The sequence below is a fragment of the Aliiroseovarius crassostreae genome (assembly GCF_049803815.1).
Taxonomy (GTDB): Bacteria; Pseudomonadota; Alphaproteobacteria; order Rhodobacterales; family Rhodobacteraceae; genus Aliiroseovarius; species Aliiroseovarius crassostreae_A.
In genome coordinates this window covers 165,317-184,104 of sequence record NZ_JBNAGI010000001.1, presented here as the reverse complement: position 1 = coordinate 184,104, position 18,788 = coordinate 165,317, and the positions used below count along the sequence as shown (strand labels likewise).

At 61.7% G+C, this 18,788-nt stretch carries 17 protein-coding genes; 12 read left to right on the top strand and 5 right to left on the bottom strand.

The window, feature by feature from the left end; all coding sequences use genetic code 11:
- Positions 1–24: 24 nt before the first annotated feature.
- Positions 25–1,068: a GTP 3',8-cyclase MoaA gene (moaA, locus tag ACP15V_RS00915; RefSeq protein WP_424941802.1), complete on the bottom strand. Its 1,044-nt coding sequence runs from the start codon at positions 1,066–1,068 to the stop codon at positions 25–27.
- 92 nt (positions 1,069–1,160) lie between these two features.
- Between moaA and ACP15V_RS00910 the strand changes: the two genes are divergently transcribed.
- The gene (locus tag ACP15V_RS00910; protein WP_424941801.1) at positions 1,161–1,634 is read left to right on the top strand and encodes a D-galactarate dehydratase; all 474 of its coding nucleotides are present in this window, start codon (positions 1,161–1,163) and stop codon (positions 1,632–1,634) included.
- 68 nt (positions 1,635–1,702) lie between these two features.
- On the top strand, positions 1,703–3,271 hold the full coding sequence (locus tag ACP15V_RS00905) for an AMP-binding protein (protein WP_424942702.1): 1,569 nt from the start codon (positions 1,703–1,705) through the stop codon (positions 3,269–3,271).
- A 12-nt stretch (positions 3,272–3,283) separates the two neighbouring features.
- Here the strand turns inward: ACP15V_RS00905 and ACP15V_RS00900 are convergent, their stop codons facing one another.
- Genes ACP15V_RS00900 through glmU form a run of 4 tightly spaced genes read right to left on the bottom strand, consistent with a single transcriptional unit; the run spans position 3,284 to position 7,783 of the window.
- Positions 3,284–4,042: a DNA alkylation repair protein gene (locus ACP15V_RS00900; protein ID WP_424941800.1), complete on the bottom strand. Its 759-nt coding sequence runs from the start codon at positions 4,040–4,042 to the stop codon at positions 3,284–3,286.
- Positions 4,039–4,587 carry a pyridoxamine 5'-phosphate oxidase family protein gene (locus ACP15V_RS00895; protein ID WP_424941799.1) on the bottom strand — a complete coding sequence of 183 codons (549 nt, stop codon included), beginning with the start codon at positions 4,585–4,587 and terminating at the stop codon, positions 4,039–4,041. Before ACP15V_RS00895 ends, ACP15V_RS00900 begins: the two co-directional genes overlap by 4 nt.
- Before the next feature lie 18 nt (positions 4,588–4,605).
- A complete protein-coding gene (glmS, locus tag ACP15V_RS00890; RefSeq protein WP_424941798.1) occupies positions 4,606–6,426 on the bottom strand; it encodes a glutamine--fructose-6-phosphate transaminase (isomerizing) in 1,821 nt (606 codons plus the stop codon).
- 1 nt (position 6,427) lies between these two features.
- Entirely contained in the window at positions 6,428–7,783 is a 1,356-nt protein-coding gene (gene glmU, locus ACP15V_RS00885; RefSeq protein ID WP_424942701.1) for a bifunctional UDP-N-acetylglucosamine diphosphorylase/glucosamine-1-phosphate N-acetyltransferase GlmU, read from the bottom strand.
- A 165-nt stretch (positions 7,784–7,948) separates the two neighbouring features.
- Between glmU and ACP15V_RS00880 the strand changes: the two genes are divergently transcribed.
- The 10 genes from ACP15V_RS00880 to ACP15V_RS00835 all read left to right on the top strand — a co-directional run bounded on the left by ACP15V_RS00880 (position 7,949) and on the right by ACP15V_RS00835 (position 18,621).
- Complete coding sequence (locus tag ACP15V_RS00880) at positions 7,949–8,635, top strand: HAD-IA family hydrolase (protein WP_424941797.1); 687 nt, start codon at positions 7,949–7,951, stop codon at positions 8,633–8,635.
- Between the two features lie 8 nt (positions 8,636–8,643).
- Entirely contained in the window at positions 8,644–9,849 is a 1,206-nt protein-coding gene (locus ACP15V_RS00875) for a DegT/DnrJ/EryC1/StrS family aminotransferase (RefSeq protein WP_424941796.1), read from the top strand.
- Positions 9,850–10,006: 157 nt separating this feature from the next.
- Positions 10,007–10,840, top strand: a complete 834-nt coding sequence (locus ACP15V_RS00870) for a hypothetical protein (RefSeq protein ID WP_424941795.1) — start codon at positions 10,007–10,009, stop codon at positions 10,838–10,840.
- Between the two features lie 196 nt (positions 10,841–11,036).
- A complete protein-coding gene (locus ACP15V_RS00865) occupies positions 11,037–12,197 on the top strand; it encodes an isovaleryl-CoA dehydrogenase (RefSeq protein ID WP_424941794.1) in 1,161 nt (386 codons plus the stop codon).
- Positions 12,197–12,736: a lysozyme inhibitor LprI family protein gene (locus ACP15V_RS00860; RefSeq protein WP_424941793.1), complete on the top strand. Its 540-nt coding sequence runs from the start codon at positions 12,197–12,199 to the stop codon at positions 12,734–12,736. The genes ACP15V_RS00865 and ACP15V_RS00860 overlap by 1 nt, the downstream gene beginning before the upstream one ends.
- Entirely contained in the window at positions 12,733–14,337 is a 1,605-nt protein-coding gene (locus tag ACP15V_RS00855) for a carboxyl transferase domain-containing protein (protein ID WP_424941792.1), read from the top strand. Before ACP15V_RS00860 ends, ACP15V_RS00855 begins: the two co-directional genes overlap by 4 nt.
- A 21-nt stretch (positions 14,338–14,358) precedes the next feature.
- Entirely contained in the window at positions 14,359–16,293 is a 1,935-nt protein-coding gene (locus ACP15V_RS00850; protein WP_424941791.1) for an acetyl/propionyl/methylcrotonyl-CoA carboxylase subunit alpha, read from the top strand.
- The gene (locus tag ACP15V_RS00845) at positions 16,286–16,972 is read left to right on the top strand and encodes a glutathione S-transferase family protein (protein WP_424941790.1); all 687 of its coding nucleotides are present in this window, start codon (positions 16,286–16,288) and stop codon (positions 16,970–16,972) included. The genes ACP15V_RS00850 and ACP15V_RS00845 overlap by 8 nt, the downstream gene beginning before the upstream one ends.
- A 2-nt stretch (positions 16,973–16,974) precedes the next feature.
- A complete protein-coding gene (locus ACP15V_RS00840) occupies positions 16,975–17,832 on the top strand; it encodes a hydroxymethylglutaryl-CoA lyase (RefSeq protein WP_424941789.1) in 858 nt (285 codons plus the stop codon).
- 3 nt (positions 17,833–17,835) lie between these two features.
- Entirely contained in the window at positions 17,836–18,621 is a 786-nt protein-coding gene (locus tag ACP15V_RS00835) for a crotonase/enoyl-CoA hydratase family protein (RefSeq protein WP_424941788.1), read from the top strand.
- Positions 18,622–18,788: the final 167 nt, after the last annotated feature.

The following is an 18,788-nucleotide window of genomic DNA, read 5'->3' as shown; positions in this document are numbered from 1 at the left end:
GTGGTTTTTTCTTGAAATAGCCAATCAGCCGCCGGTGTGGCTCATGTGTCGTTGGGTCTGGCCGCTGACGGTCTGGCGAGAATAGTCGAAATCATGCCCTTTGGGTTTGCGGGCGATGGCGGCGTGGATTGCTTCGATCAGGTGGTCATCGTCCTCGTTTGCCCGAAGGGGCGCGCGCAAATCGGTCATGCCATCATGGCCCAGGCACGTGTATAGCTGGCCGGTGCAGCTCATCCGAACCCGGTTGCAGCTTTCGCAGAAATTATGGCTGAGCGGTTGAATGAGGCCCACCTTCTGCCCGGTTTCCTCCAGCCGCATATAGCGCGCCGGGCCGCCGGTATTATCACCCAGATCGGTCAGCGTATAGCGGGTGGCAAGTTCATTGCGCAGGTCGGTCAACGACCAGAACTGGCCAAGGCGCGCGACCTCGTCCATGTCGCCCATCGGCATGACCTCGATAAAAGTCAGATCCATGTCACGATCCGCGCAGAATTGGGTTAGGTCAAACAGCTCTTCCTGATTGAAATCCTTCACCGCCACCGCGTTGATCTTGACCCGCAGCCCGGCTTTTTGCGCCGCCTCAATCCCGCGCAGAACCTGGGGCAGGCGGCCCCAGCGGGTGATCTTGGCAAATTTCTCTTCGTCCAACGTATCCAGCGAGACATTCACCCGGCGCACACCGCAATCATATAGCTCATCCGCAAACCGGTGCAGTTGCGACCCATTGGTGGTGAGGGTGAGTTCCCCCAAGGCGCCGCTGTCCAGATGACGCGACATGGCGCGGAAAAACTCCATGATCCCGCGACGCACAAGGGGTTCGCCCCCGGTGATGCGCAGCTTTTTCACACCCAGCCCGATAAAGGCGGTGCAGATCCGGTCCAGCTCCTCCAGCGTCAAAAGATCTTTCTTCGGCAGGAATGTCATATGTTCCGACATGCAATAGGTGCAGCGAAAATCGCAACGGTCAGTGACCGACAGGCGCAGGTAAGTCACCGGGCGCATGAACGGATCCACCAGGCGCGGGGTTTCGGCAGATGCAGCAGCGGGCATTTGGGCAGGCTTTTCCATGGCGCGACCCTATTCTTGCGGCGGTTCGCTTGCAAGGGCAGAGGGTGCAAATCCCCGTTGATCAGCGATCAATTTTGCGTCACGGTTCACTTATGAAAAAACTGATTTTGCCCCCCGCTATTGCCCTTATCCTGTCTGGTTGTGCCGGCTTTGATATGCCGCAAATCCTGCCCATGCCGTCAAACCCGGACGCCAACACCTCACGCCCCACGGCCAGTGCGCCCCCGCCGCCCGCCAATGCCGACAGCGCGGAAGAGTTTGATACGACAAGCCTGGAAGACCGGCAGGACGCCGTCGTCTCGGCCCCGCTGGGGGCCGGGGCCATTGGCAAGACCGTGGCCACATTGGGGGATGTTGCGGATGCGGGGTTCTGGATGGAAACGCCGCTGGTGTCCGCCCCCAAGGAAGGCCGGGTGAAATCCGCGGTGACGGGACGGACCGTGAAGGTGACCTTGCGGCCCATTTCCGGCCCGGCAGGCGCGGGCAGCCGCCTTTCGCTGTCTGCGCTGCGGCTGCTGGATCTGCCGCTGGCCGGGCTGCATGAGCTTGAGGTTTATAATCTGTGACACCTGATCCCTGGCTGACCGAGGGCCGCGCCCGCAAACAGCTTGGCCCCTGGTCGGACTGGTCCAAAATGCGTGCCGATTTCCGGTGGACACTCCCCGACCGGTTCAACATTGCCGAACGCTGTTGCGACAGCTGGGCGGCGATGGATCCGAACCGCGTGGCGCTGACCCATATCGCGTCGGATGGCACGGCCGCGGAGTGGAGCTTTGGGGCACTGAAGGACCAGTCCGACAGATTTGCCGCTGTTCTGCGCGCCTCGGGTGTGCGGAAAGGCGACCGGGTGGCGGTGCTGCTGGGGCAGGGGCCAGAGGTGCTGATCTGCCATTTCGCCGCCTACAAGATCGGCGCCGTGGTGTTGCCGCTCTTTACGCTCTTTGGCGCGGATGCCCTGGCCTATCGCCTGTCCGACAGTGGCGCGCGCGTGGTGATCACCGACGCGGATGGGGCGGCGAAGCTGGATGGGATCCGGGGGGATCTGCCGGACCTGCAAGATGTGTTTGTGGTGGGAGACAGCACAGGTGCGCGCAATTTCCACGAAGAGATTGCAGGCGCGCCTCCCTTGCCCGCACCCGAATACACGCAGGCCGAAGATCCGGCGCTGATGATCTATACCTCAGGCACCACCGGCCCGCCCAAGGGCGTGTTGCACGCGCATCGCTTCCTCTTGGGGCATCTGCCCTGTGTGGAAAGCTACAATCCCGATTTCCCGCAAGCGGGGGACAAGGGCTGGACCCCCGCCGATTGGGCCTGGATTGGGGGCTTGATGGATCTGGCGATCCCGTTCCTGTATTTCGGCGTGCCCATTGTCAGCCACCGAATGCGCAAGTTTGACGCGGGATTTGCCTATCAGCTGATTGCCGATCACAAGATCCGCAACCTGTTCCTGCCCCCCACCGCGCTGAAACTGATGCGCCAGTCGGACGCCCCGCCGGACGGCGTGGAGATCCGATCCATCGGCACGGGGGGTGAGAGCCTTGGGGCCGAGCTTTTGGGCTGGGCGCGCGACGTGCTGGGGGTGGAATTGAACGAGTTCTACGGCCAGACCGAATGCAATTTGGTTGTGTCGTCCGTGGCGGGCGCGATGGCGGTCAAACCCGGTGCGATGGGTCAGGCCATTCCGGGCCATGAGGTGGCGGTGATTGACGCCGAGGGGCGCGAATGCGGGCCCGGCGAGATGGGCGAAATTGCCGTGCGTGCGCCCGATCCGGTGATGTTTCTGCGCTATTGGAACCTGCCAGAGAAAACGGCAGAGAAGTTCACGGGCCACTGGATGCGCACCGGCGATCTGGCGACGCGGGACGCGGAGGGGTATTTCACCTTCGCAAGCCGCGATGATGACGTGATCACGTCCGCCGGCTATCGCATTGGCCCGTCCGAGATTGAAAACTGCCTGATGTCGCACCCCGATGTGGTGATGGCCGCCGTGATCGGCGTGCCGGATGCGCTGCGCACGGAAATTGTCAAGGCGGTGGTGGTGTTGCGCGAAGGGGTGGACGTGGCGGGCAAGGATGACGAGCTGATTGCGCTGGTCAAAGCCCGGATCAGCCCGCATGTGGCGCCGCGTGTCGTGGAGTTTGTGCCCGCGCTGCCAATGACCGCGACGGGCAAGATCATGCGGCGGGAGTTACGGGGGTAAGCCCCGCAGCGCTCAGTCCTCGGATTGAGGGTCCGCCAGCGGATCCATTTCCGGTTCCGGCGCAGGCAGATCATCCACTGTGAACCCGATGTGCCGCCCGGCTTCTTTCACCGCGAAGGGTTTCATGGTGTTGCCGTGTTCCATCAGGAAATCTCGCACGCGGGGTTCGTCATGTTTCGACAGGTCGCGCAGCCACCAGGCCACCGCTTTTTGCATCGCGCCATGTTTCAGCGTGGCACATTGGGCGACCCAGCCCAGAATGCGTTCGCGCGCGGCAACCTCGTCGGGTTTCGGGTTGTTCTGTTTGGTCCAGGGCAGCGTGATCACCAGGGCTGCGCGCCGCGTCCAGAGCGTGTCGGGCCAGGGATCGGCGGTCACCCATTCCTCGACCTCATCCAGTCGCGCGGGATCAGCGACCAGACGTTTCTGCCCCGCCATACACGCGTGATCGGCGATCGCCCAGCTGTCAAATTGCGGCACCCAGGATTTGATCAGCTCCCAGGCCGCATCGTCGGGCCGGATGCGCGCCTGGGTCAAGAGTTTCGCCGCCGCGATGCGGGCTTCAAAGATATCGGTGTTCCAAAGCGCATCGGCCAGGGCGACGCGCTCCTCGACGCTCAAATCCTTGCGCCAGGCCTTGGTCAGGTCATTGAGCACCGGGTTGGCGACGCCCAAGACCTCGCGCGTTTGCTTGTGATAAGCGGCGCTTTCCACCGCCCGTTTCGGGTCGATGTGGGCGCGCATCGCGTCAAGGGCTTGGTCCAGCGTCATTCGTCGTCTCCCAGAACGCCGGTGGGCATCCCATCAATTGTGGTTGTGTTTCTCTCGGCCCAGAAATCTTCGACCGTGCCGGGTTTGGCGGCCATTGCGGGCAGCAGGACATTGCGGTCTTCGATGAAGTCCATTTTTGGCACCGCATAGCCGCAGGACGTCTGCACCATCTCGACCTGCATGTCAAAGATCTGACGGGCGGTATAGGGTTCGTCAAACTGCGCCAGGGCATCGGCCCAATCGGCATCGCGCGCGTGGAGTGTGCGGGCCGACCCATAGGTGCGCAAGATCATCGGGCGCGCACCAAAGCTGCACCACATCAGCGTCATGCGATTGGACAGGCGCAAATGCCCGGCGGTTTCATTGCCCGACCCGGTATAGTTCAGCCAAAGGATGCGGTTTGGCCCCAGAACGCGCAGGCTGTCCATCCCCTTGGGCGAGACATTGACCCGCCCATCCGGTGCAGCGGTGCCCACGAAGAACATCGGTTGCTTTTCGATGAAGCTGCGATGTGCGTCTTCGATCTGGTCAAACTGCTTGGCCATCCAAGGCTCCTTTTCCGGTTACTCCACCGTCACCGATTTCGCCAGGTTGCGCGGCTGGTCCACATCGGTGCCTTTGGCAATGGCGGTGTGATAGGCAATAAGCTGGGCCGGGATCGCATAGAGGATCGGTTGCACCAGTTCCGGCGCGTCCGGCATCGAGATCGTATTCCACACCCCGTCGCCCGCGCTTTCTGCGGCGCGCGCGTCCGAGACAAGCAGCACGCGCCCCCCCCGGGCCATCACCTCTTGCATGTTCGAGACCGTCTTATCAAACAGCCCGTCATGGGGCGCCATGACCACAATCGGCGTGTGCTGGTCGACCAATGCGATGGGCCCGTGTTTGAGTTCACCCGACGCATAGCCTTCGGCGTGGATATAGCTGATTTCCTTGAGTTTCAGCGCGCCCTCCAAGGCCAGCGGGAACATCTGCCCACGGCCCAGGAACAGCACATCACGGGCCTCTGCCAGCTTGGCCGAAATCTTTTGCGTGACCTCGTCAATCGACAAAGCGGCCGACATCAGACCCGGCAACTGGCGCAGCTCTGCCAGTTTCCCGGCCAGCGCGTCACCCGACAGATGCCCGCGCTGGTGCGCTGCTTTCAGTGCCATGATCGCAAAGCTGGTCAGTTGCGCGGTGAAGGCCTTGGTCGAGGCGACCGAGACTTCGACGCCAGCGTGGATTTCAATCGCCACATCCCCTTCGCGCGCGATCGAGCTTTCCGGCACGTTGATCAGGCTGATGATGTGATTGGCCTTGCCTTTGGCGTAGCGAAGAGCCGCCAGCGTGTCGGCGGTTTCGCCCGATTGGCTGACAAAAAGCGCTGCGGTGCGCGGGCTGAATGGGGCTTCGCGATAGCGGAATTCAGACGCCACATCGATGTCGACGGGCAGGCGGGCGTAGTGTTCAAACCAGTATTTTGCGGTCAGCCCGGCATAGAAGGCGGTGCCGCAGGCGACGATGGACAGGCGGTCGACATTGGCGAAGTCAACCGGCCCCATGTCCATGGTGATCTCACCATCTTTCACATAGGCCGAGAGCACCTCGCCCACCACGGTCGGCTGTTGGGCGATTTCCTTGGCCATGTAATGCTTATAGCCGCCCTTTTCGGCCATGCTTGCATCCAGGCGCACCTGTTTCATAGGGCGGTTGGTCTGGCGGTTCTGGGCGTCAAAAATCTCGGCCCCGGCGCGGGTGATCACCGCCCAGTCGCCTTCTTCAAGATAGGTGACCTTGTCGGTCATGGGCGCAAGGGCGATGGCGTCGGAGCCGACGAACATCTCACCCTCCCCATGGCCAATCGCCAGCGGGCTGCCTTTGCGGGCGGCGATCATCAGGTCGTCTTGGCCGTCAAACAGGAAGCAAAGCGCAAAGGCCCCGTCGAGACGGGCCAGCGTTTCGCGTACGGCCTCGGTCGGCGTGGCCCCCTTGTCCAGATGGCTTTGCGCCAGAAGGGCGACGGTTTCCGTGTCGGTTTCGGTGACGAAATTGATGCCCTCGGCGGCCAGTTCTTCGCGCAGTTCGCGGAAGTTTTCGATGATCCCGTTATGCACCACGGCCACAGGCCCCGCGCGATGCGGGTGGGCGTTGTCGGTGGTGGGCGCGCCATGGGTGGCCCAGCGGGTGTGCCCGATGCCAGCTTTGCCAGCCAAGGGCGAATGCACCAGATGATCCGACAGGTTCACGAGCTTGCCAACCGCACGGCGGCGATCCAGTTGCCCGGCCTCGTTCACCGTGGCGATCCCGGCGCTGTCATAGCCGCGATATTCCAGCCGCTTCAGGGCCTCAACCAAAATGGGGGCGGCTTCGTGATTGCCCAATACGCCTACAATTCCGCACATCTCAGTTCATTCCCTGTTTCTTGGCTTTAATGGCCTTGAGTTTCTTAAATAGCTTTACGGCGAGGCCGGGCTTGATCTGTTGATCCGCGCGGGCCAGAGCCAGTGCGCCGTCCGGCACATCCTTGGTGATGGTGGACCCCGAGGCGGTCATGGCCTCATCCCCGATCCGCACCGGCGCGACCAGCATCGTGTCCGACCCGATAAAGGCGCGGTGGCCGATATGGGTGTGGTGCTTCATCACCCCGTCATAATTGCAGGTCACGGTGCCCGCACCAATATTGGCCTCATTGCCCACAAAGGCATCGCCGACATAAGACAGGTGGTTGACCTTGGCCCCTTCGCCAATCTGCGCGTTTTTGATTTCGACGAAATTGCCGATCTTGGCCCCGTTCGCCAGTTCCGCCCCCGGGCGCAGGCGGGCATAGGGCCCGACGATGGACCCGGTCGAGACATGGCAGCCCTCGAAATGGCTGAAGGCCCGCAACCGTGCCCCGCTTTCCACGGTCACGTCGGGTCCGAAATAGACATTGGGTTCGATAAACGCATCGCGCCCCACCACGGTATCAAGCGAGAAAAACACTGTGTCCGGCGCCTGCAACGTCACACCGTCCTCCAGCGCCTCGACCCGGCGGCGGGCCTGAAAGAGGTTCTCGGCGGCGGCCAGTTCAGCGCGCGAGTTGATGCCCAGCGTTTCCGCCTCGTCACAGGTGACGGCCGCCGCTTTCAGACCGCGCGCATTGGCCACTTCGACAATATCCGTCAGGTAATACTCGCCCGACGCATTGTCATTGCCCACCGCGTCAATCAGCGAAAACAGGGTTTGGGCGTCGGCGGCGACCACCCCGCTGTTGCACAACGTAATGGCGCGTTCGGCGTCATTGGCATCTTTGAATTCGACAATCCGGGTCAGGGCGTCGTTTTCCACCACAAGCCGCCCGTAGCGTCCGGGATCTGCGGCTTCGAACCCCAGCACCACCACGTCGGCCCCATCGCGGCGCGCCTGCGACATGTCTTCAAGCGTCTCCGGGCGAATGAAAGGGGTGTCCCCATAAAGGACAATCGCATCGCCTTCAAAGTCAGCGAGCGCCTCGCGTGCCTGCAACACAGCGTGTCCGGTGCCCAGCTGCTCTTCCTGAACGGCGAGGGTGATCTCGGGGTCGATCTTGTCGGCGGCCTTTTTCACCAGATCCGCGCCGTGTCCCACGACCAGCACCGTGCGCGCAGCCTGCAAATCGCGTCCCGAGGCCAGCGCATGGGCAAAGAGCGGCGCATTGCCCACCTCGTGCAAGACTTTGGGGAGGTCCGATTTCATCCGTGTGCCGCGGCCTGCGGCCAACAGGATCAGGGCGGTGGGCAAGGCTGTGGTCATGTCGATCTGCTCTTTTAAATCTGTTGGTCCCGTTTTACCTGTTGGGAATATGTCCGCAAGAGGGCAAGGTTCAATTAACCTTACCATGGGTTACAGAGTGAAACGCGAGGACACCCGGACGGGCGTGTTTTTGCCGAGAAGGGACAGCCACAGATGAGAACCGTGATTTTTGATCTGGACGGAACTTTGGCGGACACGTCCGGCGATTTGATTGCCGCGGCCAATGGGTGCTTTCAGGCGTTGGGTCATGGCGATCTGCTCGATCCGGTGGCGGATGCGCTGACCGCATTTCACGGCGGGCGGGCGATGCTGACCTTGGGGTTCGACCGGCTGGGCCTTGTTGCCGATGACAAGGATGCTGCGGTCGAGCGGGAGTTCCCCAATCTTCTGGACCATTACGCACGCGACATCGACCGGCACACGGTGATCTATCCCGGAGCCATCGACGCGGTAGAGCGGCTGCGCGGGCAGGGCTATGCGGTGGGGATCTGCACGAACAAGCCGGAAGGGTTGGCGGAAACGCTTCTCTCGCGTCTTGGGATCCGCGATTTGTTTGGATCCCTCATCGGGGCCGATACGCTGCCCACCCGCAAACCGGATGCCGCGCCATACGTGGCGTCGGTTGAGCAGGCAGGCGGGGCGGTGGAAACCTCGCTGATCATCGGCGACACGGCCACCGACCTGAACACGGCCCGCGCCGTGGGCGTCCCGTGCATTCTGGTGGGGTTTGGACCCGAAGGCGACGGCGTGGCGCGGTTGTCGCCGGACGCTTTGCTTGATCACTATGATGATCTGGACGGGATCGTGGCGCGGCTGATTGGCCAGCCGGAAATTGCGTGAGGGCCTGAATGAGCGAGCAGATCAAAGAGACATTCACCGGCAATTTCACCCAGCAGGACCCCATTCCCGACGACGCCATCGCCGCCGCGCTGGAGGTGCTGCAACACGGGCGGTTGCACCGGTACAATGTGGCGGAAGGGGAGTTGTCTCATACGGCCCTTCTGGAACAGGAATTCGCCACCAAGATGGGGGCGAAATACGCGCTGGCCGTGTCGTCTGGTGGCTATGCCATTGCGACCGCGCTGCGCGCTGTTGGGGTGCAGCCGGGGGATAAGGTGCTGACCAATGCCTTCACGCTCGCCCCGGTGCCGGGAGCCATTGCCTCGGTGGGCGGGAAACCGGTTTTCGTGGAAGTGACCGAGGCGTTGACCATTGATCTCGACGATCTGGCGGCCAAGGTGGATCAGGCCAAGGTGCTGCTGCTCAGCCATATGCGCGGGCATATCTGTGACATGGACCGGTTGATGGACATCTGCGACGGGGCCGGGGTGACGGTGATCGAAGATTGTGCGCACACGATGGGCGCGCGTTGGAACGGGGTTCTGTCCGGGCGGCACGGGGCGATGGCCGCCTATTCGACGCAGACCTATAAGCATCTCAATTCCGGGGAAGGGGGGCTGTTGATCTCGGATGACCCTGACCTGATGGCGCGGGCGACGATCCTCTCCGGGTCCTACATGCTGTATGAACGCCATCTGGCCGCCCCGCCGCCCGAGGCCTTTGCCGAGATCAAATATCTGACCCCAAATATCTCGGGCCGGATGGACAATCTGCGCGCGGCGATCCTGCGCCCGCAGCTGGCCCGGCTGAAGGACCAATGTGACGCGTGGAATGCGCGGTACAGGGTGGTTGAGAATGGGCTGGCAGAGACACCGGGCCTGACGGTGATCCCGCGCCCTGAGGCGGAAGACTATGTCATGTCGTCTTTTCAGTTCCTGCTGCTGGATTGGGCGGCAGAAAAGGTTCAGGAGGTGGTCGCGCGCTGTGCGGCGCGCGGGGTGGAGTTGAAATGGTTCGGCGGTGCGGAACCCACGGGGTTCACCAGCCGCTATGACAGCTGGCGCTACGCCGACACGCCCAGCCTGCCACAAACCGACCGGATCCTGCGCGCGGTCTTGGACCTGCGCCTGCCGCTGACCTTCAGCCTTGATGATTGCGCCCAAATCGCGCGGATCATCCGCGACGAAGTGTCGGGGGTGTTTCAGCAGGCCTGACAGCCCATCAGGGAACGATCAGGATTGTCCGGACAGCTTGAAAATCACCTGTCCGGACACGAAATTCCTTTTTCAGGACACGGAAAAGTTGGAAACTGGGGGCGGGACAGGTCAGGTCATCTGGCAGGCCCCAACCGTTGTTGAAAGGCATTTGGTCATGAGCAAGAAAACCGAAAGCATCGAGTTTCGCCTCTCTCCGGAATTGAAAGAGGATCTGGCCCGGCGCAGCGCGTCCGAAGGGCAGACGATGAGCGGGTATCTGCGCGATCTTGTGGCGGACGACATGACGGGTGGGGTGTTATCTGCAAAAGGAGACCCTGTTATGACGAAACTTTTCCCAAAATCCGTGACCCGATTTTCGCTGATGGCCCTGCCTGCGCTGCTGTTGGCCGGGGGGTATATGATCAGCGCTGGCATGGTGGCGCAGGCCTCGCCAGAGGCGCGCATGACCTTTGCCGAAATGGACGTGAACGGCGACGGTCTGATCAGTGAAGAAGAATTCTTTGGGTATGCGATGGGGGATATGGACGAGGCGCCCGCGCTGCCCGCCGCCTGTGCCGGAACCGACATAGCCAAAGATTTTGAAACCCCGACGCAGGACTTTCTGCGCGAAGAACTGGGCCTGCTGGATGCCAATGCAGACAAGTCGATCAGCTTTGATGAACTGGCCGCGTCCATAGCCCGCGACAAGGCCGAGATGTTTTTGGAGGCGGATCTGGACGGCAACGGGTTTGTGACCGCCGAAGAGATGGTTCAGGTCACAAGTGATGAGGGGATGAGCGAGACCGAAACCAAGGACGTTGCGGATGAGCTGGGCATAACCGTGGAATGCCTGGCGGCCCTGGACGAGCAAGACCTGATGGATGATCAGGAGCTTGTATTGGAAAGCGACGAGGCCATCGACGACGCGGAAATGGCGCGCCTGATGATTGCAGAGTTTGATGAGAATCGCGATGGGCGTCTGACGCTGACCGAAGTGCTGTCGCACTAAACCTTCAACCAGAATGCATTTACGGGGCTGCCATGGGCGGCCCCGGTTTCGTTTTGGCACTCTGACGCGGCAGTTTGCGACGCTGCGTCCCCATTGACGCGAATCGTGTCTCTCGCATAAGAACTGAACAAGCGTTCAATAATGGGCACAGGACGGTTCCCGTCGGCCCAACCGACCACATGCGAAGGATCCAGACATGTTCACAAACTCCATGAATTTCGACTTGGGCGAAGACGTCAACGCCGTGCGCGAGATGGTTCATGCCTTTGCGCAAGAGCGGATCAAGCCGATGGCCGAAGCGGCGGACAAATCCAACGAGTTCCCCAATGAGCTGTGGAAAGAGTTTGGCGAGCTGGGCCTGCTGGGCGTGACCACGCCCGAAGAATTTGGCGGGTCGGACATGTCGTACCTGGCGCATGTGGTGATCGTCGAAGAGATCGCCCGTGCCTCGGCCTCGATCTCGCTCAGCTACGGCGCGCATTCGAACCTCTGCGTGAACCAGATCCGCCGCAACGCGACCGACGAGCAAAAGGCAAAATACCTGCCGAAGCTGTGTTCGGGGGACCATGTGGGCGCGCTGGCCATGTCCGAAGCGGGTGCCGGGTCGGACGTGGTGTCGATGAAACTGCGCGCCGAAAAGCGCAACGGGTATTACGTGCTGAACGGCACCAAGTTCTGGATCACCAACGGGCCGGACGCCGACACTCTGGTTGTCTACGCCAAGACCGACCCGGATGCGGGCCCCAAGGGCATCACCACTTTCCTGATTGAAAAAGACATGAAGGGGTTCAGCACAAGCCCGCATTTCGACAAGCTGGGGATGCGCGGGTCAAACACCGCCGAGCTGATCTTTGAAGACGTGGAAGTTCCGTTTGAAAACGTGCTGGGTGAAGAGGGCAAAGGCGTAAAGGTGCTGATGTCCGGTCTGGATTATGAACGGGTGGTTCTGTCAGGCATCGGCACCGGCATCATGGCCGCCTGTATGGATGAAATCATGCCCTACCTGAAAGAGCGCAAACAGTTCGGCAAGCCCATCGGTGAGTTCCAGCTGATGCAGGCCAAAATCGCTGACATGTACACCGCAATGAACTCGGCCCGGGCGTATATCTACGAGGTGGCCAAAGCCTGTGACCGCGGTCAGGTGACCCGCCAGGACGCCGCCGCCTGTGTGCTTTACGCCTCTGAACAGGCGATGGTGCAGGCGCATCAGGCCGTGCAGGCGATGGGCGGCACCGGGTTCATGAACGAAAGCACCGTCAGCCGCCTGTTCCGTGACGCCAAGCTGATGGAAATCGGCGCCGGCACCTCGGAAATCCGCCGTATGCTGATCGGCCGTGAATTGATGGCGAACCAATAATGAACCGCTGGGCAGCCATATTTGCCTTGACCTGCGCGGGGGCACCCGCCCTGGCGCAGGACGTCACCTATTCCTTTGATGCGACGGTGACTTGTCTGGCCGAAAAGGGCGACAGCGGCGAGGCGCATCAGTGTTTCGGGGCCGCGGCCAACGCCTGTATGGAAAGCACGGAGTATGGATGGAGCACCGCCGGAATGGTGCAATGTCTGGATGCCGAGGTGAACGACTGGGACCGCCGGTTGAACACCGCCTACGGGCTGTTGATGAAACACAGCAAAGCGATCGATGCGGAAATGGCCGAGCTTGGATCCAGCGCGCCCAGCCAGGCCGAGGCGCTGCGCAAGATGCAGCGCGCCTGGATCCCGTTTCGCGATGCGTCTTGCGAATACGAACGCTCCACCTGGGGGGGCGGCACAGGGGGCGGCCCCGCCAGCCTGTCGTGCTACCTCCATCTGACCGCGCAACAAGCCTGGTCCCTTGAACAGAACCTCGCGGCTGATGAGGCCGCAACCTGCAACCATGAAGGATGCACAGAATGAAACTGAATTCACAAGCGATGCCGGGATCGGAAGCCTATAAGACCAACCGCAAAGGCCATCTGGAGGCGTTGAACGTGGTGGCAGAGGCCGCTGAAAAGGCGATGCAAGGCGGCGGGGAACGCTCGCGAGATCGCCACCTGTCGCGTGGCAAAATGCTGCCCCGTGACCGGGTGTCGAACCTTTTGGATCCGGGCAGCCCGTTCCTGGAAATCGGCGCCACCGCCGCGCACGCCATGTATGATGATGCGGCCCCTGCGGCGGGAGTGATCGCCGGGATCGGTCAGGTGCATGGTCAGGAGGTTATGATCGTCTGCAATGATGCCACCGTGAAGGGCGGCACTTACTACCCGATGACGGTGAAAAAACACCTGCGCGCGCAGGAGATTGCCGAGGAATGCAATCTGCCCTGCATCTATCTGGTCGACAGCGGCGGGGCCAACCTGCCGAACCAGGACGAGGTGTTCCCGGATCGCGATCACTTTGGTCGTATCTTCTATAACCAAGCCCGCATGTCCGCCAAAGGCATCCCGCAGATCGCCGTGGTGATGGGATCCTGCACCGCAGGCGGCGCCTATGTGCCCGCCATGTCGGACGTGACCATCATTGTGAAGGAACAGGGCACAATCTTCCTTGCCGGTCCCCCGCTGGTGAAGGCCGCCACCGGTGAAGTTGTGTCCGCCGAAGATCTGGGCGGGGGTGACGTGCACACCCGCCTGTCGGGTGTGGCCGATTATCTGGCCGAAGATGACGCCCACGCGCTGGCACTCGCCCGCCGCGCGGTGGAAAGCCTGAACCGCGAAAAGCCCTTCACCGTGAAGTGGCAGGAACCGGAAGAACCGCTGTATGACGCCGAAGAACTGCTGGGCGTCGTTCCCGCCGACTTGAAAACCCCCTATGACATCCGCGAAGTGATTGCGCGCATCGTCGATGGCTCGCGCTTTGACGAGTTCAAACCGCGTTTTGGCGAAACCATCGTGACCGGCTTTGCTCACCTGATGGGCTGCCCGATCGGCATCATCGCCAACAACGGCGTGATCTTCTCGGAAGCCGCACAAAAGGCCGCGCATTTCGTTGAGCTTTGCTCGCAACGCAAGATCCCGTTGATTTTCCTGCAAAATATCACCGGCTTCATGGTGGGTCGCAAATATGAAAACGAAGGCATCGCGCGCCACGGAGCGAAGATGGTGACGGCTGTGGCCACCACCAATGTGCCGAAAGTGACCATGGTTGTGGGCGGCTCCTACGGGGCGGGCAACTACGGTATGGCGGGGCGCGCCTATCAGCCGCGCTTCATGTGGACCTGGCCCAATTCGCGCATTTCCGTGATGGGCGGCGAACAGGCGGCAGGTGTGCTCGCCACCGTGAAACGCGACGGGATCGAACGCAAAGGCGGAGAGTGGTCAGCCGAGGAAGAGGCTGCCTTCAAGCAACCGACCATCGACATGTTCGAAGAACAGAGCCACCCGCTTTATGCTTCGGCCCGGCTTTGGGATGACGGGGTGATCGACCCGCGCAAATCGCGCGAAGTCCTTTACCTCTCGCTCCTCGCCGCCCTCAACGCCCCGATCGAAGACACGAAATTCGGCGTCTTCCGCATGTAATCGCCCAGAAGGAATACAGATATGTTCAAGAAAATTCTGATTGCCAACCGGGGCGAGATTGCCTGCCGCGTGATGGACACTGCCCGAAAACTGGGGGTGGCAACCGTAGCGGTTTATTCCGACGCAGACGCCAATGCGCGCCATGTGCGGCTGGCGGATGAGGCGGTGCATATTGGCCCGCCGCAACCAGCCGAAAGCTATCTGCTGGGCGATCGCATCATCGAGGTCGCGCTGGAAACCGGCGCGCAGGGGATCCATCCGGGTTATGGCTTTTTGTCGGAAAACCCCGATTTTGTGGAGGCCGTTGAAAAGGCCGGACTGACCTTCATTGGCCCCTCGGCTGATGCGATCCGCAAGATGGGTCTGAAAGACGCCGCCAAGAAACTGATGGAAGAGGCGGGCGTGCCTGTTGTCCCCGGCTATCACGGTGAAAACCAGGATCCCGATTTCCTGGCCGCAGAAGCCGAGAAAATGGGCTATCCGGTGCTGATCAAAGCGGTCGCCGGGGGCGGCGGCAAAGGCATGCGCCGCGTCGATGACCCGAAGGATTTCGCCGACGCGCTGGCCTCGGCCCAGGGCGAAGCACAAACCGCCTTTGGCAACCCCGACGTGCTGATTGAGAAATACATCCTGTCCCCGCGTCATATCGAGGTGCAGGTCTTTGGCGATGGCACTCACGCGGTACACCTGTTTGAACGCGATTGTTCGCTGCAGCGCCGCCACCAGAAGGTGATCGAAGAGGCCCCCGCGCCGGGCATGACCGAAGAGGTCCGCGAGGCGATGGGCATGGCGGGTGTACGCGCTGCCGAGGCGATTGGTTATAAGGGCGCGGGCACGGTGGAATTCATCGTCGATGGGGCGGGCAGCCTGCGCACCGACGGGTTCTGGTTCATGGAAATGAACACTCGCTTGCAGGTGGAGCATCCCGTCACCGAGGAAATCACCGGCGTTGACTTAGTGGAATGGCAGCTGCGCGTGGCCTCGGGCGAAGGGCTGCCCAAGCAGCAGGACGAACTGTCGATCAACGGTCACTCGTTCGAAGCGCGTTTGTACGCAGAAGATGTGCCGAAGGGCTTCCTGCCCGCCACCGGCACGCTGACCCATCTGAAATTCCCCGAAGGGGCGCGGGCCGATACCGGCGTGCGGGCAGGGGACACGATCAGCCCGTTCTACGACCCGATGATCGCCAAGCTGACGGTCCACGCGGCGACCCGGTCTGCGGCCCTGCGCATGTTGTCAACCGCGCTGACGCATACCGAAGTGGCAGGATCTGTCACCAATCTGGCCTTCCTGGGCGCGCTCACCCGCCACGAAGGCTTTGCGGCAGGCGACGTGGACACCGGGCTGATCGAACGTGACCTTGAGGCGCTGACCGATGAACCCGGCCCCACACTCAGCGATATCGGTGCAGCCGCCCTGTGCGCGCTGGACCTTCTGAAGCCCAAGGGCAACGGGTTCACCCTGTGGGGCGGACAGAACCATTTCGTCACGCTGACCCATGCGGGCGAAAGCGTGGATGTGGTGGTGACGTCTTACGGCGCAGATCGCCACGTGATCACCGTGGGTGAGGACAGCATCGAGGCCAAGCGCCTGCACGGTCAGTGGAAAATGGGCGGCGACCGCGGCCCGCGCGTGACCAAGGCGGGCAACGTTGTCACCGTCTTTGCCCAATCCGGGCTGGAATTCCACGTCACCGATCCGCTGGATCAGGACACGGGCGCCGGGGCCGGGGCGGGCGTGATCGAAGCGCCGATGCCGGGACTTGTGAAGGCGGTCTTTGCTGAGGCCGGCCAAGAGGTGAAACAGGGTGATCGCCTTGCCATCCTTGAGGCCATGAAGATGGAGCATTCGCTGGAAGCCGCGCGTGACGGGGTGGTGGCCGAGGTGCTCTGCACTGCGGGCGATCAGGTCGAGGCAGGTGCGCCGCTGGTCCGCCTGGAGGAAGAGGATGACTGATCATCCCTTCCGCCTGCACCACGTGCAATATGGCCGCTCGTTCCGGGTGTTGTGGCTGATCGAAGAGATTGGCCTGGCAGACCAGATCGGGCAGCCGCTGGAGGTGGTGGAGTACCAGATCGGCTCGAAAGAGATGTTTGAAGGGGGGCTGCGGGATGTGTCCCCCGCCACCCGCATTCCGGCGCTGGAACTGGATGGCGTCACGATGAGCGAAAGCGGCGCGATCACCGAATATCTGGTCGAACGCTATGCGCCGGATCTGGGCGTTGCCCCGGGCCAGGAAGACCGGGCCACATATCTGCAATGGATCCACTATGCGGAAACCATGGCAAGCCTGATTGAACAATTGAACCTGCAGATGGTGTTCCTGCGCCCGCCCGCCAAAGCCAGCCCAATTGTGCTGAAGCTGAACGTCGCGCGGCTGCGCCATACGCTGGCAGGGTTGGAGGCCCGTCTGGACGGGCGCGACTGGCTGTTGGATCGCGGCTTTTCAGCCGCTGACATCATGTTCGGCTTCAACCTGTTTGCCGCGCCTTATTACGTGAAACTGGATGAGTTCCCCAATATCCGCGCCTACCAAGAGCGAATGCAGGCCATGCCCTCGTACCAGCGCGCGGTGGCGCGGGAAGGGGTGCAGAAATTTTACGCGCAGGACTTTTACCCTGTGCCGGAGGAATAAGCATGAGTGACACTGTCGAAATCTTCGAAGTGGGCCCGCGCGACGGGTTGCAGAACGAAAAACGCCAGATCCCGACGGCGGAGAAGATCGCTTTGGTCGATCTTCTGTCCGGCGCAGGCTTCAAGCGCATCGAAGTGGCCAGTTTCGTCAGCCCGAAATGGGTGCCTCAAATGGCCGACAGCGCAGAGGTGCTGGCCGGCATCACCCGCGCCCCGGGCGTGTCCTACGCGGCGCTGACCCCGAATTTGCGCGGGTTTGAGGGCGCGGTGGCCGCGAAGGCGGATGAGATCGCCATTTTCGGCTCCGCTTCGGAAGGGTTTTCCAAGGCAAACATAAATTGTTCGATTGAGGAAAGTCTGGAGCGATTTTCACCGGTTGCGGAGGCCGCGAAGGCGGCAAATGTGAAAATGCGTGGGTATATTTCTTGCGTGACGGACTGCCCGTTCGACGGTCCGACCGCGCCGGAGCAGGTGGCTTGGGTCGCCGAAAAGCTGATCGGGATGGGCTGCTATGAAATCAGCCTCGGCGACACGATTGGCAGGGCCACGCCAGAGAGCATCTCGGCGATGCTGGACGCGGTGCTGGGTGTTGCGGGGCCGGATATGTTTGCCGGTCACTATCACGACACGTCGGGTCGGGCCTGCGACAATATCGAAGCGTCGATTGAAAAAGGCCTGCGTGTCTTTGATGCAGCGGTTGGCGGCTTGGGCGGTTGCCCCTATGCGCCCGGGGCGCAGGGCAATGTGGCGACCGAGGCGGTGCATGACCGGGTGATCGCGCTTGGTATGACCACCGGGCTTGATCGCGACATTTTGGACAAGGCCGCCGAAATGGCGCGGCAGATGCGGATTGAGGGATAACCGATGAGCTACGAGACAATTTCGATGTCCACCGACGAGCGGGGCGTGGCCACGCTCTTGCTCGACCGGGCGGAAAAACACAACGCCATGTCGGCGCAGATGATCGAAGAACTGACCGATGCGGCGGAAAAACTCGGCGCGGATGACGCGGTCCGTGTGGTGATCCTGACCGGCGACGGGAAAAGCTTTTGTGCGGGTGGCGATCTGCGCTGGATGCAGGACCAAATGGCGGCGGATCCGGTCACGCGTGGGGTCGAGGCAAAGAAGCTGGCCATGATGCTTAACGCCTTGAATATCATGCCAAAGCCCCTGATTGCGCGGGTGCAAGGGCAGGCCTTTGGTGGCGGGGTCGGCATGGCCTCGGTCAGCGATATTTCGATCGGTGTGAAGGGCGCAAAATTCGGTCTGACCGAAACGCGGCTGGGGTTGATCCCGGCCACCATCGGGCCTTACGTCCTGGCCCGTCTGGGCGAGGCGATGGCGCGGCGGGTGTTCATGTCGGCGCGGATTTTCGACGCCGATGAAGCGGTCACGTTGGGGCTGTTGGCCAAGGCGGTTGACGCGGACGATCTGGACGCAGCCGTTGAGGCCGAAGTGGCACCCTATCTGAACTGTGCCCCCGGTGCCGTGGCAGAGGCCAAGGCTCTTGCGCGCCGTCTTGGGCCGCCGATCACTGAGGCGATCATTGATGAAACCATCGCCGGTCTGGTGTCGCGCTGGGAAAGCACCGAGGCGCAGGAAGGCATTGCCGCGTTCTTCGCCAAAGAAAAACCCAGCTGGCAATCCTGAGGGTCTGAGGGGATGTCCCCGTCTTAATTCCGAGTGTTTTTCTTGGCGTTAGGGCGAGTGAGTCTCTTTTCAAGCCCCCCAAAGCGATATGATTGCAAAAAGGAGGTGTGTTTTACGGCACACCTCCCATTTTTTTGTTTAACAGGTGATGAAACCAAGTGTTTTCC

What these genes read in the sequence shown, in the direction of transcription:
- ACP15V_RS00835 (WP_424941788.1), top strand. Translation starts at nt 17,836, where the DNA reads ATGAGCTACGAGACAATTTCGATGTCCACCGACGAGCGGGGCGTGGCC.
- ACP15V_RS00895 (WP_424941799.1), bottom strand. Translation starts at nt 4,587, where the DNA reads ATGGCCAAGCAGTTTGACCAGATCGAAGACGCACATCGCAGCTTCATC.
- ACP15V_RS00870 (WP_424941795.1), top strand. Translation starts at nt 10,007, where the DNA reads ATGAGCAAGAAAACCGAAAGCATCGAGTTTCGCCTCTCTCCGGAATTG.
- ACP15V_RS00880 (WP_424941797.1), top strand. Translation starts at nt 7,949, where the DNA reads ATGAGAACCGTGATTTTTGATCTGGACGGAACTTTGGCGGACACGTCC.
- ACP15V_RS00840 (WP_424941789.1), top strand. Translation starts at nt 16,975, where the DNA reads ATGAGTGACACTGTCGAAATCTTCGAAGTGGGCCCGCGCGACGGGTTG.
- ACP15V_RS00850 (WP_424941791.1), top strand. Translation starts at nt 14,359, where the DNA reads ATGTTCAAGAAAATTCTGATTGCCAACCGGGGCGAGATTGCCTGCCGC.
- ACP15V_RS00855 (WP_424941792.1), top strand. Translation starts at nt 12,733, where the DNA reads ATGAAACTGAATTCACAAGCGATGCCGGGATCGGAAGCCTATAAGACC.
- ACP15V_RS00905 (WP_424942702.1), top strand. Translation starts at nt 1,703, where the DNA reads ATGCGTGCCGATTTCCGGTGGACACTCCCCGACCGGTTCAACATTGCC.
- ACP15V_RS00860 (WP_424941793.1), top strand. Translation starts at nt 12,197, where the DNA reads ATGAACCGCTGGGCAGCCATATTTGCCTTGACCTGCGCGGGGGCACCC.
- ACP15V_RS00910 (WP_424941801.1), top strand. Translation starts at nt 1,161, where the DNA reads ATGAAAAAACTGATTTTGCCCCCCGCTATTGCCCTTATCCTGTCTGGT.
- glmS (WP_424941798.1), bottom strand. Translation starts at nt 6,426, where the DNA reads ATGTGCGGAATTGTAGGCGTATTGGGCAATCACGAAGCCGCCCCCATT.
- ACP15V_RS00875 (WP_424941796.1), top strand. Translation starts at nt 8,644, where the DNA reads ATGAGCGAGCAGATCAAAGAGACATTCACCGGCAATTTCACCCAGCAG.
- moaA (WP_424941802.1), bottom strand. Translation starts at nt 1,068, where the DNA reads ATGGAAAAGCCTGCCCAAATGCCCGCTGCTGCATCTGCCGAAACCCCG.
- ACP15V_RS00900 (WP_424941800.1), bottom strand. Translation starts at nt 4,042, where the DNA reads ATGACGCTGGACCAAGCCCTTGACGCGATGCGCGCCCACATCGACCCG.
- ACP15V_RS00845 (WP_424941790.1), top strand. Translation starts at nt 16,286, where the DNA reads ATGACTGATCATCCCTTCCGCCTGCACCACGTGCAATATGGCCGCTCG.
- ACP15V_RS00865 (WP_424941794.1), top strand. Translation starts at nt 11,037, where the DNA reads ATGTTCACAAACTCCATGAATTTCGACTTGGGCGAAGACGTCAACGCC.